The sequence below is a fragment of the Plantactinospora sp. WMMB334 genome, assembly GCF_049179095.1.
GTDB lineage: Bacteria > Actinomycetota > Actinomycetes > Mycobacteriales > Micromonosporaceae > Plantactinospora.
The window spans coordinates 4,014,917-4,030,907 of record NZ_JBMHME010000002.1 but is presented as its reverse complement, the minus strand read 5'-3'; the positions used below and the strand labels follow the sequence as shown (position 1 = coordinate 4,030,907).

Below are 15,991 nucleotides of genomic sequence, written 5' to 3'. Positions count from 1 at the left end.
ACCGGTCGGGGGCGCGGCGCACCCGTCGAGTGGGTGGACGGGAGATCCCCCGCCCACCCACTCGTCAACTCACGGACTGGTGCAGGTGAACGAGGCCGGTGGCGAGTTGCTGCCGGTCCAGCTGGCGAGGAACCCGAACGAGGTGGTGCCGTTCGCGGGAAGCGATCCGTTGTAGCTGGCGTTCCGGACTGTCACGTTCGCGCCGCTGCTGGTGACGGAGCCGTTCCAGAGCTGGCTGATCTGCTGCCCGTTGGGGAAGGCCCACCGGACCGTCCAGCCGTTGATCGCGGTGGAGCCGGCGCGGACCGTCACCTCACCCTGGAAGCCACCCTGCCACTGACTGACGATGCGGTAGGTGACGCTGCACGCCGTGGCCGGAGCCGTGGTCGGCGGCGTCGTGGGTGGCGTCGTCGGTGGGGTGGTGGGCGGAGTCGTCGGTGGCGTCGTGGGCGGCGTCGTCGGCGGAGTGGTGGGTGGCGTGGTCGGCGGGGTGGTCGGGCCGCCCGGCAGGCCGAAGGAGTAGAACGTGGTGCTGACCGGACCGAGGCGCTCGTACCCGTTGCCCCAGTAGAGCCTGCCGTCGACGATGGCCGGGCCGGCGTTCGAGGCGCCCTGCCCCCGGTACTCCCAGAGGACCCTGCCGTTGTTGGCGTCCAGTGCGTACATGTAGTTGTTGAGCGAGCCGTAGTAGACGACGCCGTTCGCCGTGGTGGCCGGGCCGACCGCCAGGCCGCCGTGCGGTTCGGGCACCTGCCAGATGATCTCACCGGTCGCCGCGTCGAGCGCGCCGAAGGAGCTGTAGTCGATCGTCTGGCCGTTCGGCAGCTGGTACGGCTCCTGGTCGTAGTTGGTCTCGGCGAAGAAGATCCGCTCGCCGTCGTTCGCGGTGCCCCACTCGATGCCGCCGATCACCGAGCCCGGCCCGACCGACGCGCTCCAGATGATCTCTCCGGTCGCCGCGTCCAGCATCCAGAACTCGCCGCTCTTCTGGCCGGCGCCGACCGCCTTCCGGGGCTGCCCGTCCGGGCCGGGGATGGTGAAGAGGTGGGTGCCGTCGCTGGTGTCGTGGTCCGGCCCCGGGTTCGGGCAGTTGTTCGGCGGGAAGCCGGGTACGCAGGCGAGGTTCCAGGCGTCGAACCGGGCCGGCCCGGTCGACCACTTGATCTCACCCGTGGTCAGGTCCATCGCCACGATGGCGTCCTTGGCGTTCCACGGCGGCAGGCACTCCTGCGGGGTGCCGCCGTTCGCCTGGCACTGTTGCGCGCTCGCCGGGATGGAGTAGTTCTGCCCGGTGCCGACGTAGGCGGTGTTGCTCTCCGGGTCGATGGTCGGGGTGCTGCCCCAGACCGAGGCGCCGCTGAAGACGTCGCCACCCGGGCCCTGGTCCGGCAGGGTGTGACTCTGCCACCGCACCTCGCCGGTTGCCGCGTCGACCGCGACCAGGCTGCCCCGGAACGTGCAGCAGTCGTACGCCGGGTCGCCGGCGTTGAGGAACTCCAGCGAGGAGACGCCCTGGTAGAGGATGCCGTCGTGGATGGCCGGCGACGAGGTGAGGATGGCGTCCGGATGGGTCTCCATCGGGGTGTTCCAGCGCACCGCGCCGGTCGCGGTGTTTAGGGCCAGCAGCCGGGCGCCGGCCTGGGTGCCGAGGTAGACGGTGTCACCGACGACCACCGGAGCGGTCCGGGAGAAGGTGTCGGCGACTCCGGAGAGCTGGGCGACCGAGCGGGACCAGATCACGTCGCCGGTCGCGGCGTCGACCTTCCAGAAGGTCCCGCCCCAGTCCGGGAAGTAGACGGCGCCGTCCACCACGGCGGGGGTGGCCGAGACGTCGCCGTCGGTGGTGACCGTCCAGGCGACCTCCAGGTCGTCCACCGTCGACGGGGACAGCAGCTGCTCGTCCGGGTTCGACCGGGTGTTCCTGATGTCGTGTCCGCCCATCGCCCACTGCGAGCCGTCCTGGGCGCTTGCCGGTGGGGCGTGTACCACCGGTACGAGGGCCACCACGCAGGCCAGGGCGAACCCGGCCGCTGCGGCGGTCCGTCGAGAATTGCTCATCGCAGATCCCCTAACAAGTGAGACATGTCCATAGAGGCATATCTCAATGTCGAGGGCGGTACAAGTGGACCGGCCGCGTTGGTGTGCCGGTTCACCGACCGTTCACCCGGTACGGACGCGCCGGGCCGACCGTGGCGACGTCGTACCCGTCGGGGTAGGTCTTCGCCCGCAGCCCGCCCTCCAGGTACTGCCGCCTGCGCGGCGTCGCCCCGTGCCGTAGGTAACCGGCACGCGCGCCGAGCCCGGCGGTCAACAGCGCGCGGGCCCACCACGGTGGCGGCGGCACCCCGACCGCCTCCCGCACCGGGCGGTCGAGCAGCGCGTCGGCGACCCGCTCACCGACCGGTCTCAGCGGCCCGGGCAGGTCGGCGAGGAGTCCCTTGGTGGCCGTGATGAGCTGCCGGGCGGCCGCCGTGGGCGCGAACCGTTCCGCCTCGAACGCGTCGTACCAGATGGCGTAGCTCGCCAGGTCCGGTGGGATGTCGGCGATCCGCAGCCGCCGGCCGAGTTCGGCGTAGAAGTGGTAGATCGCGGCCCGCTCGTGGCAGCAGAGGGGGCGCCAGCCGTGCCGGTCGATCCACCGGGTGCCGACGAGGACGAAGGTGCCGAGTACGTAGCGGTAGTCGTCGTTGTCGATGGCGTACCGGCGGTGCAGGTGGTTGAGCCGGCGGGTGGCCGCGCGGCCCAGCGGGTGGTCCAGGCCGTGCTCGATCAGGGTGTACATCAGGATGCCGGTGTCGTCGGCGCGCCGCTCGGTCCGGGTCGTCGTCTCACCGGTCGCGGCGAGCAGCTCGGCGATCGACGGCACCGCGAAGGTACGCCAGAAGGCGAGCAGCAGCCCCATCCGCACGTCGAACGGGAACTCCCAGAGGGCGGTTGTCCGGTAGATCCGGTGGGCGTCCCGGGCCGGGTCGAGCTCGCGGATCTCCCGTAGCCGGTCGAACCGGCCGCGCCGGTGCAGCATCTCCGCGCTCAGCCTCCCACCGGCGTACCGGAAGAGACGTCGACGGTGGTCGTGGCCGGCGGCAGCCGGCGCAGCGCCGAGGAGACCCGACCCAGGAATCCCAGATCGGTGGCGAGGTCGGCGTCGTCGTGCGGCCGTGCCGGAGGTGTGGCGCCTGCCACGGCGGTCGGCGGCGCGGGTCGCGGCCCGGGGCCGGCCGCCCGTAGTCGGGCGAGGGCGTCCCGGAGCCGGACCGCCTCGCGGGTCGCGGCGTCTCGCCGGTCGCCGCGACCGGCCGGCACGGCGGCCTCGTCGACCGGCGCCAGGTACGGTGCGAGCGCCAGCCGGGCGTCGCGGATCTCGATGACCCGCCGGTAGAGCGCGAAGTCGAGGTCGCGCAGCATCCGCAGGTCGGCTCGGCGCGACGCGGGAGGGTCGAGGGCGATCTCTGGCATCGCCTCGTACATGGCGTGCCACAGGGGATAGAGCCGGAGATAGCTGCGGGCCCGGCCGATCTTCTCCACACCGGCGGAGAGGCGCGGTCCCCAGGACGGGACCGTGAAACCGGTGGTGATCACCAGCGCCCCGAGGCAGGCGCAGAGCGTGCCGGCGTCGCTCAGCGCCGGCAGCCTCGTGCCGAGCCAGGCGGCGATGACGTAGCCACCCTTGCCGAGGCAGTAGCCGAGCGCGACGATCGAGCCGACCGCGACCAGCCGCAGGCCCCGGCGCAGCCAGGGCCGGCCGTCGCTCCGGGCGACCCGGGCGGCGAACTGGAGGCTGCGCCAGGCGGCCACGCCGAGCCCGAAGGCGAAGGCGGTCACGTAGACGAGCAGGAACGTCCCGCCGACCGGCCGGGGACCGTAGACGTCGTCGAAGTCGCTCGGCTCGTCGACGGTGGCACCGCTCGCGGCGAAGAGCACCGCCATCGCGACCAGCACCAGTCCGTAGCAGAACACCAGCACCTTCGCCCGGGGCAGTGCCTCGGCCGCCGGCATGTGCCAGAGCATGAGCATGATGAGTGCGGTGAAGCTGTATCCGACGATGCAACTGTAGACCAGCAGCGAGGCCAGGTTCGGTACGCCGAAGAGGCGGCTCACCGCCGAGTAGACGGCCGGGACGGCCATGGTGAAGCCGGCCGCCGGTAGGGCGATGCAGAGGGTCAGCGCCCAGAGGTTGAGGTTGCGGGGGTTGCGGGCCAGCGCCGCCACCTTGTATGCCACCGCCACCCACGCGACCGTCGCGCAGACCAGGAAGATGCCGCTCTTGCCGTCCATCCGGGCCGAGCCTAGTGCTCCGGAGCCTAGTGCTCCAGCGAGTGGCCGAGCCGCTCGACCAGTGGGTCGCCCGGGTCGCTCGGCGCCCGTGGGGCCGGCGGCCGCCACAGCCCGGTCCGCTGCCCGAGCAGTGAGGCCAGGGTCTCCGCCTCCTGTTCCTCCCGGCTGGTGTAGTTGGTCCGGGCGAACATCGCCCGGACCACCCCCGGGTCGAGGTGCCGGAAGAGCTGCCGGCTGCCCTGCGCCTCGTCCATCAGGTGCAGCCGGTGTTCCAGCAGTAGGTGCGCCAGCTCGTGCAGGGCGATGTGGACCCGCTGCACCCCGGTCGCGGCGGCGGTCACCACGAGGTAGTCGGCGACGTCGGTCGAGACGCAGAGCCCGCACGGCGCGCCGGGCGGCAGGTCGAACGCGATCAGGTGGACCGGGCGGCCCCGGTCCGCGCCGACGTCGCGGATGAAGGTGTCGAGATCGAACGGATCCGGTACGCGGATGCCGCGCACGAGTTGCTCACAGCGCCGGCGGATCTGCCGTAGCGTCATGGGCGCACCGTCCCTCTGCGCGGCGTGCTGTCGCCAGACCGCGACACGCATTCACGGGCCATCATCCGCGTCCGCCTTGCCCTGTTCAAGGACGCGGATCACCCCGAGCAACTCGGTGAGGGCGTCGATCGCCGACTGCGCCTCCGGGATCACGGAGTTGCGCAGGGCGACCGTGCGGGCGCGTACCTGCTGCAACGCGGCGGCGAGGTCGAGTTCCCGGTCGACGTCGGCGGCCAGCCGGTCACTGGTGAAATACTCCACGGGTACGCCGAAGAACTTCGCCAGCGCCCGGAGGTGGCTGAGGTTCGGATCGCTCTTCCTACCGGTACGCAACTGTCCGATGTAGGTGTGGGAGATCGACTCGCCCTGTGCCGTGATCGCGTCCGCCACCTCGCGCAGGCTGTACGGGGTGCCGTCGGGCTTGCGGATCCGGTCGAAGAGCCGGTCGAGGCGGCCGGCCAGCGTACCCGGGCCGCAGGCGTCGCCCGCTACCTCAGCCATCTGGCCTCCTCTCGGAAGCCCTCTGGCCTCCCCTCGGACGAATCCAGTCGTTTACAGCATGCCATACCTCTGTACACAGATGTTGACGTCCTCACGTCCGGTGTGCGTATCATCGCTGCGGACGCTCGGGTGGGCATGACCGGAGGATCGTGCCGGGGCGCGCGAGCGTAGGGAGGTGTCGTCGTTCAACGGGGGAGACGGGATCCGGTTTCCCTACGCCAGAGCCCGTCGTATCGACGACCCCGCGGGGCGAGTTCCGGGTCGCCAACCTGGTGGCCTGGGCACCGGCGGTCGCCGCGCGCCGGTGCGGAGGACGGGCGTCCTCCGCACCGGGCTGCCTTTGCCGGTGCTGCCTTTGCCGGTGCCGGCGACGTGGGTCAGCTGGCGCTGCAGGAGGGCGTCAGGCCCGAGCCGCTGCCGGTGCCCTGGAAGCCGAACTCGGTCGAGCCTCCGGCGGGAATCCGGCCGTTGTAGCTGACGTTGGTGAAGGTCACCGCGCCACTGTTGCCGCTGCGGCTTGCGTTCCAGGCATTCGTCACACTGGCGCCGGACGGCAGGGTCATGCTCACCGACCAGCCGTTGGTGCCCGACGAGCCGGCGGTCACCCGCACCGTGGCGACGAAGCCGCCGTTCCACTGGTTCAGCGAGACCGTGGCGGAGCAGCCACCCGGACCCTGCGTCGGCGGGTTGGTGGGCGGGTTCGTCGGCGGGTTGGTGGGCGGGTTCGTCGGCGGGTTGGTGGGTGGGTTCGTCGGCGGGGTGCCGTCCGGCGCCACGGCCCGGCCGGTGGTCGGCGAGATCATCCCGGGGCAGAGGCCGCGGCCGTCGAGGTTGGCGACGATCTGCGGTACGGCGTTGATGGTCGTCTGGTAGCCGTCGTGCATCAGGATGACGCCGCCGTCCTGCAGGGTCGAGGCGGCCTGCACGATCTGGCTGGTGCTCGCGCCGTTCCAGTCCTGGGAGTCCACGTTCCACAGCACCTCGGTGAGGCCGAACTGGGCCTCGACCGACCGGAGCGTCGCGTTCGTCTCGCCGTACGGCGGCCGGAAGAGCCGGGGTGTCCGGCCGGTCGCCTGCTGGATGGCCTGCTGGGTCTGCTGGATCTCCGAGGTCATCTGGGCGGCGCTCATCTGGGTCATGTGCGGGTGGGTCCAGCTGTGGTTCTCGACCCACATCCCGGCCGTCACCTGCGCCCGGGCGAGGGCGGGGTTCTGCTGCACGCGTTGCCCGATGTTGAAGAAGGTGGCCCGGGCACCGGCCGAGGTGAGCGCGTTGAGCAGCGCGTTGGTGGTGCCGGCGTTCGGCCCGTCGTCGTAGGTCAGTGCCACGTACCCGTTGCAGGGTGCGGCGGCGACCGGTGGAGCGGCGACCGTGACGCCCACGGCGCCGGCGGCGACGGCCAGGGCGGAGGCCGCCAGCGCGACGCCGAGACGGCGTCGCGGCACGTGACGTGGATGGGACATGGAGACTCCTCGGTACGGGCGGGCGGGACGGCCCGCCGGTGGTGGGCATGAAACATTTCGATGTTCAGATCGAAACATATACAACGGCAATAGTCGATCCCTTGCCCGTCGGTGCGGGTCAGGTGGTCAGGAGGCGTCCTGCCGCCACACGGTGGCCATCAGCGCCCTGGTCAGCTCCGGCCGGCAGAGCACGGGCGTGCTGTCCACGTACTGGTCGATGCCGCCGACCGGCGGCAGCCCGGCGACGCCGGGATCGGTGACCGAGGCCAGCAGCGCGGTCGCGAACCGGTCGGCGCCGATGACCGGGTACGGCCGGTCGTGGAACCACCGCCGGCCCGGGTCGACCGGCTCCGCCAGGCCGAGCCGGTTCTGCCAGGCGCCGGCCGCCTCGTACGCGGTACAGAGCGCCGCCTGCCGGTGCGCGGCGTCCCCGGTCAACGCCTCGTCCAGCGCGGCGGCGATCGTCACCGCCTCCCCGATGCCGGCGAACGCGCTCCCCAGCCACTTGCCGTACGGCGCGTACCGGCGGGCCAGCAGCAGGCAGAGCCGCATCACGTCCCGGACCAGCCGGGCCGCCACCACCCGGCTGCCCGCCTCGGCACCCGCCTCGGCGGCCCGGCCCACGAACGGCTCCTCCTGGCCGATCCGCGCCCACTGGCAGGCGAGCAGGTAGCGCCAGACGTCGTCCGGGTACCACCGGAGCCGGGCCCGGACCGCGGTCAGCTCGCCGACACCGTCGTGGAACACCGCACCACCGGTCGCCTCGGCCAGCAGTTGCGCGGGGGTGGCCAGCCAATCGAAGGTCTCCACCCCGGTCCGGGGATCGAAGCCCAGCCGCGCGTCGCACCACCGGCCAAGCTCGGTGACCTGCACCAGGTGCGCCACCGGTCCGTCGGTCGCGGCCGGCACCCGGACCCGGCCGGCGGGTGGCACGAAGTGGGTCGGCCAGCCGCCGACCTCCTTCGGCAGCCGCTCCGCCAGCATGGCCGTGATCGGCCCGGCGTACCGGGCGAGGTCGTCGGCGGAGAGGAAGAGGGTGAGTCGTGGCCCCCAGTCGTGGTCGACGGAACGCTCGGTGTCGAAGCCGAGCACCTCCGAGCCGGTGCCGATGCGCGCGGCCGCGTAGCGAAGGCCGGGATACCGTCGCGCGAGGAGCGGGCGTACCGCCTCGGCGTAGAAGAGCCGGCACAGTCGCAGTCCGGGCAGGAACGGCGCCCCCATCCGGCTCACCGTACGGCGGGCACAGGGTGGGTCGCCATCGAGATCCGGAACGCCGGGTCGCTGTTGCGGACGCCGGGTCGCTATCCGGCGTCCAGATAGCGCCACTGGCCGTCCTCGCGGCCGAACCGGCTGCGTTCGTGCACCTCACCCGGGAGACCCGACCGCCGGTAGTGGGCCCGGAACTCGACGGTTCCGGCGGTGTCGAAGATCCCGCCCCGGTCGGTGTCGAGGATGTCGAGCCGGGTCCACCGGTGCGCCGGGTCGAGGGTCAGCCGCGCCGGCCGGGTGGTCGAGTGCCAGGTCCGGAGCAGGTAGCCGGCGTCGCCGACCGCGTACGCGCTGAACCGGCTCCGCATCAGCGCCTCGGCGGTCGCCGCGACCGTACGCCCCCCGTGCAACGCGCCGCAGCAATCCGGGTACGCCGCCCCGGTGCCACACGGGCATCGCCGGGCGGCACCGTCGGCTGCCGCCGCATGATTCCTGCGCCTCGCCACGCCACGATTCTCCGCGTCGGCCCTCCGCGCACGCGCGGCGGGGACGGGGTCGAGGGCGCGCAGCCGGGTGGCGAGCTGCGGCCCTCCGCGCACGCGCGGCGGGGACAGGTGGTACCCGATCTCCGGCCAGCGCCGGCGGCGAGGGCGCCTCCGGGGCGGTCCGCTGTCCGTCCGGGGCGGTCCGCTGCGCGTCCGACGTGTTCCGCCGGTCTCGGCGGGCCGGAGCGATCTCGGTCACGATCGCTGACGGCCGGCGCTGCTTACTGTGAAGCTGGACCGGCGCCGCGTGGAGCCGGTCGAACGGCGACCCGTCCGCCCCGGCGTTCGGGCGGGGTGTCGCTGTGCGGAGGGTGCCGGGTGTCCCGGTGAAGGTACTGCCGGGCTGGGCCGCGATCGGAGTGACCGTGCTGGCCGGGGTCGGCTCGGCGGCGCAGAGCCTGGCCAATGCCGAGGTGGGGGAACGGACCGGGCATCCGGTCATCGGAGCCCTGGTCAACAACACCGGGGGCGTGGCGCTGGTCCTGCTCGGCCTGGTCGCGCTGCCGTCGATGCGTGCCGGGCTGGGCGTGCTGCGTCGGACCAGGCTGCCCTGGTGGACGTACCTGGGTGGGTTGTGTGGGGCGTTCTTCATCGCCTCGGCGACCTATGTCGTGCCGGTGCTCGGCGTCGCCGTCTTCACCATCGCCCAGGTCGCCGGCAACAGCGGGGGCGGGCTGATGGTCGACCGGACCCGGCTGGCTCCGGCGGGCCGGCTGGGTCTCACCCGCGCCCGGCTGGCCGGTGCGCTGCTCGGGATCGCGGCCGTGACGCTGGCCCAGCTCGGCCGGCCGGTCGGGGAGCTGGCGGTGGGGCTGGTCCTGCTCGGCGTCGCCTGCGGCGTGCTGGTCGCCGTCCAGGGGGCGCTGAACGGGCGGATCTCCACGGTCGCCAACCCGGCCGCCGCCACGGCGGTCAACTTCACGGTGAGCAGCGCGGCGATGCTGCCGGTGGCGGCGGTGACCGGCGCCCTGGCCCAGCTCGGCGCCGCGGACTGGCCCGGCGAGTGGTACCTCTACGTCGGCGGTCCGCTCGGGGTGTCGATCACCGTCGCGATGCTGATCGGGATCCGGTCGATGGGACTGCTCCGCACCGGCCTGGCCCTGGTCGCCGGGCAGTTGGGTGGGGCGCTCCTGCTCGACCTGCGCCCGGGTGGACCCGGCGCGAGCCTGGCGGTGCTGGCCGGCGCGGTGCTCACCCTGCTCGCCGTCTTCGTCTCCGGCCGGGCCACCCGCGGCACCCCGGCGGCCACCTGACGTCGGTCGATCATGGTTAACCGGGGGCCCTTCCTATGCAGAAAACGATAAGCGGGGGCCCTTCCTTACGGTCTGGCAGACTGGGGGGCGTGAGTGATTCCGCTGCCCTCCGTGAGGTGGGCGTGGTGCGGGTGCGTCCGCGGCGCATCCGGGTGGTCTGCTGGATCCTGGCCCCGGCGCTGGTGGTGATGTTCGCCCTGCTCAGCATCGGGCTCAGCGGCTCGACCGGCACCGGTGCGGCCACCTTCCAGCGCGGCGACCGGCTCGCGATGATCGGGCTCGGCGTGCTGGGTGCGCTCGTGGTGCTGCTCTTCACCCGGCCCCGGGTGGAGGCCGACGCGCGCGGGGTCCGGGTGCGCAACGTGCTCGGCGCGTACGACCTGCCCTGGAACGTGGTCCGGACGGTGCGCTTCGACCGGGGCTCGGCCTGGGCCAGCCTGGAGTTGCACGACGACGACCTGGTGCCGGTGCTGGCCCTGCAGGTGGTGGACCGGGAGCTGGCGGTGGACGGGGTACGCGCGCTCCGCGCCCTGCACGCGGCAGCGCAGCCGGCCGGACAGGGCGCGGGCCGACTCTCGCCGCAGGTGGAAGCCGGACGATCGGCCCCGGGGGAGGCCCGGCCACCGGCCGACGGCTGACCGGGTGGAATCGTCGGGTGGAACCGCCGGGCCGCCCCGGCGTGCCCGTTTTGGCATCCTGCGGGCTGACCTGCTAATCTTTAGTAGTCGACCACTGTCTCGGGCGTTGCCCGGTGACAGTCCACGAAGCGGAGCGCCTGCTCCCACCCGAGTCGCCCCATCCGGCGGCCGGGTCCGGTCACCGGTTCGGTTCGCCGTGCCGGGTGCGATCGTCGATCGCCGCTGACCGGTCGAGCGGGCCCTGGCATGCGCCAGGGCCTTCTGCTTTGGGTCGAAGACATCAGGACCGGCCACCGCTGACGCGCGGCCGGTGAGGATCACCACGAGGAGGCCACATCAGCGTCGAACCACGCGTGAACGAGCAGATCCGGGCACGTGAGGTCCGACTGGTCGGCCCTGAGGGCGAGCAGGTGGGCATCGTCCCACTGGAGCGCGCCCTGCAGCTGGCCGCGGACGTCGACCTGGACCTGGTCGAGGTTGCGCCCATGGCGCGCCCGCCGGTGTGCAAGCTCATGGACTTCGGCAAATACAAGTACGAGTCCGCACTCAAGGCGCGCGAAGCCAGGCGTAACCAGCAACAGACCGTCATCAAGGAAATGAAGCTCCGGCCGAAGATCGATCCGCACGACTACGAGACCAAGAAGGGTCACGTGGTGCGGTTCCTCAAGGCCGGGGACAAGGTCAAGGTGACGATCATGTTCCGCGGTCGCGAGCAGAGCCGACCGGAGCTGGGTTACCGGCTCCTGCGCCGACTCGAGTCCGAGATCTCGGAACTGGGGTACGTCGAGGCCGCTCCGAAGCAGGACGGCCGTAACATGATCATGGTCCTGGCTCCGCACCGGGCCACCAAGGCCGCCGCCACGGCGGCTCGGGCCGGCTCGCCCCGCGAGCGGGAGGCCGGTGCCGCGGAGGCGTCGCCGGCTGCCGGACCGACACCCGGCCCGGCCGGACCCGCCGGAACCACCGGCGAGTAACAGGGGAGAGACGCACCACAATGCCGAAGATGAAGAGCCACACCGGGATGGGCAAGCGGGTCAAAGTGACCGGCAAGGGCAGGATCGTCCGCCAGCAGGCCGGCCTCCGGCACAACCTGGAGAAGAAGCCCTCCACCCTTACCCGCCGGCTCACCGGCACGGTCGAGGTGGCCAAGGCCGACGTGAAGCGAATCAAGAAGCTGTTGGGCCGCTGACGCGCGCCTCTTGACCTGAAGGAGTAGTTGAGATGGCACGCGTCAAGCGGTCAGTTAACGCCCAGAAGAAGCGCCGTACGCTGCTGGAGACCGCCAGCGGTTACCGCGGCCAGCGGTCCCGGCTCTACCGCAAGGCCAAGGAGCAGGTGCTGCACTCGATGCAGTACGCCTACCGGGACCGGCGCGACCGCAAGGGCGACTTCCGGCAGCTCTGGATCACCCGGATCAACGCGGCGGCCCGCGCCAACGGGATGACCTACAACCGGCTCATCCAGGGCCTGAAGCTGGCCGGCGTCGAGGTCGACCGCAAGATCCTCGCCGACCTCGCCGTCAACGACCCGACGGCCTTCGCGGCCATCGTCGAGGTCGCCCGCGCCGCCGTGGCGGCCGAGGGCACCGGTGGCGCGTCGGCCCAGGCCGCCTGACCACCGCGACATCCGATTGAGGCGTCCCGCATGACGGTGAACCCGCAGGCGGGGCGCCTCGACCATGTCCAGGACGCGGATCAGCTCTTCACCCCGCGTACCCCGCGAATCGTCGCGGCCCGGCGGCTGCACCGGCGCCGGGACCGGGACGGCAGCCGGCGTTTCCTGGCCGAGGGGCCGCAGGCCGTCCGCGAGGCGCTGGCCGCGCCCGACGTGGTGGTCGAGCTCTTCGGCACCCCGGCGGCCCTCGACCGGTACGCCGACCTCGCCGGCACCGCCGCCCGGGCCAATGTGCCGGTCTCCCGGCTGACCGACGAGGCGCTCGCGGCCGTGACCGAGACCATGGCGCCGCAGGGCATCGTCGCACTCTGCGTCCAGTTCGACCTGCCGCTCCGCACCGCGCTGGACCGGCGTCCCCGGCTCGTCGCCGCGCTCGCCGAGATCCGCGACCCGGGCAACGCCGGCACCGTGCTGCGCACCGCCGACGCCGCCGGAGCCGGGGCGGTGATCTTCGCCGGGGAGGCGGTCGACCCCTACAACGGCAAGTGCGTACGCGCCACCGCCGGCAGCCTCTTCCACCTCGACCTGGTCCGGGCCGCCGACCCGGCGCCGGTCGTGGCCGAGCTGCGCACGGCCGGGCTGACGGTGCTGGCCGCCTCCGGCCACGGCGAGACCGACCTGGACGACCTCGCCGACGCGGGCGGCCTGGCCCGGCCCACCGCCTGGCTCTTCGGTTCCGAGGCGCACGGCCTGCCGGCGGAGCTGGCCGAGGCCGCCGACGCCCGGGTACGCGTGCCACTGCACGGCCGGGCCGAGAGCCTCAACCTGGCTGCCGCCGCCGCGGTCTGCCTGTACGCTTCGGCCAGAGCCCTGCGGCCCGGGGGCGCCCGCCCAGCGGCGCGGAGCGCATGATGGAGCCCGGGGCAGCAGAACCGACCAGGGAGTTGTCGACCCGATGACCGAGTCCGGGAAGTGTGGCGTCCGCGACGCGCGACGCCGCTCGTTTAGCCAGCCCGCCGGTGGCGGCGGGCGGCAGGGCTGACTCCGACCTCCTCCCTGCGCACCTCCGACCGGCGGGCTGCGGCCCAGCCGCACGTCTCGGCCCGGCCGCACCTCCGTAGACTCTGGGAGCCGCCCGGCAGGGCCGCCCACCGACCTGTCCACGGCGTCGCCGGTGCGCCCCGCCGCGCACCGGCCACGCACGCCCGGTCGCACCCGCCACCCGTGGGTGCACCGACCCGGACGGCCGGCGCGGTGCCGGAGGGCAGCCCGCGCGGCCCGGCGGGACATTCGACGCCGAGCGGGGAGCACCGCCCGCCACGCAGAGGGAGCAACCGCACGTCATGACGTACCGCAACGACCCGTACGACCCGAAACAGGTCGCCCTGCTCGACCCGGACGCGCTGGCGGCGGCGGTGGCCGACGCGACGGCCGCGTTCGACACCGCGACCGAGCCGGAGCGCCTCGCCGAGCTGCGCCGGGCGCACCTCGGTGACCGGTCGCCGGTCTCGCTGGCCCGTCGGGAGATCGGCGCCCTGCCGCCGGCCGCCAAGTCCGACGCCGGCAAGCGGGTCAACGAGGCACGCCGGTCGATCGAGGACGCCTACGCGCAGCGGTTGGCCGTGGTGCAGGCCGCGCAGGCGGAGCGGATCCTCGCCGAGGAGCGGGTGGACGTCACCCTCCCCTACGACCGGCGGCCGCGCGGCGCCCGGCACCCGATCAGCACCCTGGCGGAGCGGATCGGCGACCTCTTCGTCGGGATGGGCTACGAGATCGCCGAGGGCCCCGAGGTCGAGTTGGAGTGGACCAACTTCGACGCGCTGAACATTCCGCCGGACCATCCGGCCCGGGGCACCATGGACACGTTCTATCTGGACCTGCCGGGACTGGTGCTGCGGACGCACACCTCGCCGGTGCAGGCCCGGACGATGCTGGCGCGCAAGCCGCCGATCTACGTCGTCTGCCCCGGCCGGGTCTACCGGACCGACGAGCTGGACGCCACGCACAGCCCCGTCTTCCACCAGGTCGAGGGGCTGGTGGTGGACGAGGGGATCACCATGGCGCACCTGCGCGGCACCCTGGACCACCTGGCGAAGGCGATGTTCGGGGCCGAGGCGCGGACCCGGTGGCGGCCGCACTACTTCCCGTTCACCGAGCCGTCCGGCGAGTTCGACGTCTGGTTCGCCGCGCACCGCGACGGCCCGCGCTGGGTCGAGTGGGGCGGCTGCGGCATGGTCAACCCCCGGGTGCTGCGCGCCTGCGGGATCGACCCGGACGTCTACTCCGGATTCGCCTTCGGGATGGGCATCGAGCGCACCCTGATGTTCCGGCACGGCATCGGCGACATGCGCGACATGGCCGAGGGCGACGTGCGGTTCACCCGCGCGTTCGGGGTCGAGGTGTGAGCGGGATGGTGAACGACGTGATCCTGGTGAACGACGTGATCCTGGTGAACGACCTGGTCCTGCTGGACGACGCGACGGATGCGGTGGTCTGAGTCATGCGAATTCCTGTTTCCTGGCTGCGCGAGCACGTCGAGCTGCCTGCCGAGCTGAGCACCGAGGAGCTGGACCAGGCCCTGGTCAACCTCGGCATCGAGGTCGAGTCCGTCGTGGACCTGCGGGGCACCGTCAGCGGTCCGCTGGTGGTCGGCGAGGTGCTCGAGATCGAGGAGCTGACCGGCTTCAAGAAGCCGATCCGGTTCTGCCGGGTCGACGTGGGAGCCGCGAACGGCAGCGGCGAGCCGCAGGAGATCGTCTGCGGGGCGACCAACTTCGCGGTCGGTGACCGGGTGGTGGTGATCCTCCCCGGCGGCGTACTGCCGGGCGGCTTCGCGATCGGCGCCCGGAAGACGTACGGGCGGAACTCCAACGGGATGATCTGCTCGGTCCGCGAGCTGGGGATCGGCGACGACCACGCCGGCATCCTGGTGCTGCCCGAGGACGTGCCGGCCAAGCCCGGCGACGACGCACGGCCGGTGGTCGGGCTCGACGACGTGGTCGTCGAGGTCGAGATCACCCCGGACCGGGGGTACGCGATGTCCGTGCGCGGCCTGGCCCGGGAGCTGTCGCACGCCTTCGAGGTGCCGTTCCGGGATCCGGGTCTGGCGCCCGCGCCCGGGGCGACGCCGGAGCCGGCGTACCCGGTGCGGGTCGTCGACACCGTCGGCTGTGACCGGTTCGCCGCCCGGGTGGTCCGGGGAGTCGACCCGGCCGCCGAGTCGCCGGTCTGGATGCGGCGCCGGCTGACCCACGCCGGCATCCGGACCATCTCGCTGCCGGTCGACATCACCAACTACCTGATGCTGGAGCTGGGCCAGCCGATGCACGCCTTCGACCTGGACGCGCTCCGGGGCGAGCTGGTGGTGCGCCGGGCGGCGCCGGGAGAGCGGCTGACCACCCTGGACGGCGTCGACCGGGCGCTCGACCCCGAGGACCTGGTGATCTGCGACGCCGGACTGCCCGGCTCGGCCGCCGGGGACGGCGGGGTGCCGATCTCGCTCGCCGCCGTGATGGGCGGCGAGACCAGCGAGGTCGCCGAGAGCACTGTCAACGTGCTCTTCGAGGCGGCGCACTGGGACCCGGTGGTGGTCGGCCGGACCGCCCGCCGGCACCGGCTCTTCAGCGAGGCGGCCAAGCGTTGGGAGCGCGGTGTCGACCCGGCACTGCCGCTGGTCGCCCTGGCACGGGCGGTCGAGCTGCTGACGACGTACGGCGGTGGCACCGCCGGTGCCGAGGTGCTCGACATCGACCACGTCGACCCGCCGAGCCGGATCGTGATCGACGCGGACCTGCCGGCCCGGCGCGCCGGTGTGCCGTACCAGACGACGCGGACGGTCGCGCTGCTGGAGCGGGTCGGCTGCGCGGTCGCGGTCGACGGCGGACGTAGCGTCGCCGGCAACGGTCACGGTGCGGCCGGCAACGGGCGGGCCGGCGGCGGGCGGGCCGGCGGCGG

15 protein-coding genes and 1 pseudogene are annotated in these 15,991 nt (G+C 72.8%); 8 read left to right on the top strand and 8 right to left on the bottom strand.

Annotated elements, in window-relative coordinates; genetic code table 11:
- Positions 1–69: 69 nt before the first annotated feature.
- The 8 genes from ACN27G_RS17210 to ACN27G_RS17175 all read right to left on the bottom strand — a co-directional run bounded on the left by ACN27G_RS17210 (position 70) and on the right by ACN27G_RS17175 (position 8,493).
- A complete protein-coding gene (locus ACN27G_RS17210) occupies positions 70–2,058 on the bottom strand; it encodes a PQQ-binding-like beta-propeller repeat protein (RefSeq protein WP_421493825.1) in 1,989 nt (662 codons plus the stop codon).
- A gap of 91 nt (positions 2,059–2,149) precedes the next feature.
- Complete coding sequence (locus ACN27G_RS17205) at positions 2,150–3,022, bottom strand: oxygenase MpaB family protein (RefSeq protein ID WP_421493824.1); 873 nt, start codon at positions 3,020–3,022, stop codon at positions 2,150–2,152.
- An 8-nt stretch (positions 3,023–3,030) separates the two neighbouring features.
- Positions 3,031–4,275, bottom strand: a complete 1,245-nt coding sequence (locus ACN27G_RS17200; RefSeq protein ID WP_421493823.1) for an MAB_1171c family putative transporter — start codon at positions 4,273–4,275, stop codon at positions 3,031–3,033.
- A gap of 26 nt (positions 4,276–4,301) precedes the next feature.
- Positions 4,302–4,814, bottom strand: a complete 513-nt coding sequence (locus ACN27G_RS17195) for a hypothetical protein (protein WP_421493822.1) — start codon at positions 4,812–4,814, stop codon at positions 4,302–4,304.
- A 51-nt stretch (positions 4,815–4,865) separates the two neighbouring features.
- Complete coding sequence (locus ACN27G_RS17190; protein WP_421493821.1) at positions 4,866–5,315, bottom strand: helix-turn-helix domain-containing protein; 450 nt, start codon at positions 5,313–5,315, stop codon at positions 4,866–4,868.
- A gap of 377 nt (positions 5,316–5,692) precedes the next feature.
- Complete coding sequence (locus tag ACN27G_RS17185) at positions 5,693–6,778, bottom strand: polysaccharide deacetylase family protein (RefSeq protein ID WP_421493820.1); 1,086 nt, start codon at positions 6,776–6,778, stop codon at positions 5,693–5,695.
- Between the two features lie 126 nt (positions 6,779–6,904).
- Entirely contained in the window at positions 6,905–7,999 is a 1,095-nt protein-coding gene (locus ACN27G_RS17180) for a DUF4037 domain-containing protein (protein ID WP_421493819.1), read from the bottom strand.
- Positions 8,000–8,079: 80 nt separating this feature from the next.
- Entirely contained in the window at positions 8,080–8,493 is a 414-nt protein-coding gene (locus tag ACN27G_RS17175; RefSeq protein ID WP_421493818.1) for a YchJ family protein, read from the bottom strand.
- Between the two features lie 365 nt (positions 8,494–8,858).
- Between ACN27G_RS17175 and ACN27G_RS17170 the strand changes: the two genes are divergently transcribed.
- The 8 genes and pseudogenes from ACN27G_RS17170 to ACN27G_RS17135 form a co-directional block, all read left to right on the top strand.
- The gene (locus tag ACN27G_RS17170) at positions 8,859–9,785 is read left to right on the top strand and encodes a DMT family transporter (protein ID WP_421493817.1); all 927 of its coding nucleotides are present in this window, start codon (positions 8,859–8,861) and stop codon (positions 9,783–9,785) included.
- 89 nt (positions 9,786–9,874) lie between these two features.
- Positions 9,875–10,423 (top strand): PH domain-containing protein, encoded by a 549-nt coding sequence (locus ACN27G_RS17165; protein ID WP_421493816.1) that lies wholly within the window; start codon positions 9,875–9,877, stop codon positions 10,421–10,423.
- A gap of 353 nt (positions 10,424–10,776) precedes the next feature.
- Positions 10,777–11,397, top strand: coding sequence for a translation initiation factor IF-3 (gene infC, locus ACN27G_RS17160; RefSeq protein ID WP_421493815.1), 621 nt, complete (start codon positions 10,777–10,779; stop codon positions 11,395–11,397).
- 20 nt (positions 11,398–11,417) lie between these two features.
- Positions 11,418–11,612: a 50S ribosomal protein L35 gene (gene rpmI, locus ACN27G_RS17155; RefSeq protein WP_421493814.1), complete on the top strand. Its 195-nt coding sequence runs from the start codon at positions 11,418–11,420 to the stop codon at positions 11,610–11,612.
- A gap of 32 nt (positions 11,613–11,644) precedes the next feature.
- Positions 11,645–12,037 carry a 50S ribosomal protein L20 gene (gene rplT / locus ACN27G_RS17150; RefSeq protein WP_101366673.1) on the top strand — a complete coding sequence of 131 codons (393 nt, stop codon included), beginning with the start codon at positions 11,645–11,647 and terminating at the stop codon, positions 12,035–12,037.
- Positions 12,038–12,067: 30 nt separating this feature from the next.
- Entirely contained in the window at positions 12,068–12,949 is an 882-nt protein-coding gene (locus tag ACN27G_RS17145; RefSeq protein ID WP_421493813.1) for a TrmH family RNA methyltransferase, read from the top strand.
- 431 nt (positions 12,950–13,380) lie between these two features.
- Positions 13,381–14,442: a phenylalanine--tRNA ligase subunit alpha gene (pheS, locus tag ACN27G_RS17140; RefSeq protein WP_421493812.1), complete on the top strand. Its 1,062-nt coding sequence runs from the start codon at positions 13,381–13,383 to the stop codon at positions 14,440–14,442.
- A gap of 95 nt (positions 14,443–14,537) precedes the next feature.
- Positions 14,538–15,906, top strand: a pseudogene (locus tag ACN27G_RS17135) (phenylalanine--tRNA ligase subunit beta); the annotation flags it as partial.
- Between the last annotated feature and the right edge of the window lie 85 nt (positions 15,907–15,991).

What these genes read in the sequence shown, in the direction of transcription:
- rpmI (WP_421493814.1), top strand. Translation starts at nt 11,418, where the DNA reads ATGCCGAAGATGAAGAGCCACACCGGGATGGGCAAGCGGGTCAAAGTG.
- ACN27G_RS17205 (WP_421493824.1), bottom strand. Translation starts at nt 3,022, where the DNA reads ATGCTGCACCGGCGCGGCCGGTTCGACCGGCTACGGGAGATCCGCGAG.
- ACN27G_RS17190 (WP_421493821.1), bottom strand. Translation starts at nt 5,315, where the DNA reads ATGGCTGAGGTAGCGGGCGACGCCTGCGGCCCGGGTACGCTGGCCGGC.
- ACN27G_RS17180 (WP_421493819.1), bottom strand. Translation starts at nt 7,999, where the DNA reads ATGGGGGCGCCGTTCCTGCCCGGACTGCGACTGTGCCGGCTCTTCTAC.
- pheS (WP_421493812.1), top strand. Translation starts at nt 13,381, where the DNA reads ATGACGTACCGCAACGACCCGTACGACCCGAAACAGGTCGCCCTGCTC.
- ACN27G_RS17185 (WP_421493820.1), bottom strand. Translation starts at nt 6,778, where the DNA reads ATGTCCCATCCACGTCACGTGCCGCGACGCCGTCTCGGCGTCGCGCTG.
- ACN27G_RS17145 (WP_421493813.1), top strand. Translation starts at nt 12,068, where the DNA reads ATGACGGTGAACCCGCAGGCGGGGCGCCTCGACCATGTCCAGGACGCG.
- ACN27G_RS17200 (WP_421493823.1), bottom strand. Translation starts at nt 4,275, where the DNA reads ATGGACGGCAAGAGCGGCATCTTCCTGGTCTGCGCGACGGTCGCGTGG.
- rplT (WP_101366673.1), top strand. Translation starts at nt 11,645, where the DNA reads ATGGCACGCGTCAAGCGGTCAGTTAACGCCCAGAAGAAGCGCCGTACG.
- ACN27G_RS17210 (WP_421493825.1), bottom strand. Translation starts at nt 2,058, where the DNA reads ATGAGCAATTCTCGACGGACCGCCGCAGCGGCCGGGTTCGCCCTGGCC.
- ACN27G_RS17195 (WP_421493822.1), bottom strand. Translation starts at nt 4,814, where the DNA reads ATGACGCTACGGCAGATCCGCCGGCGCTGTGAGCAACTCGTGCGCGGC.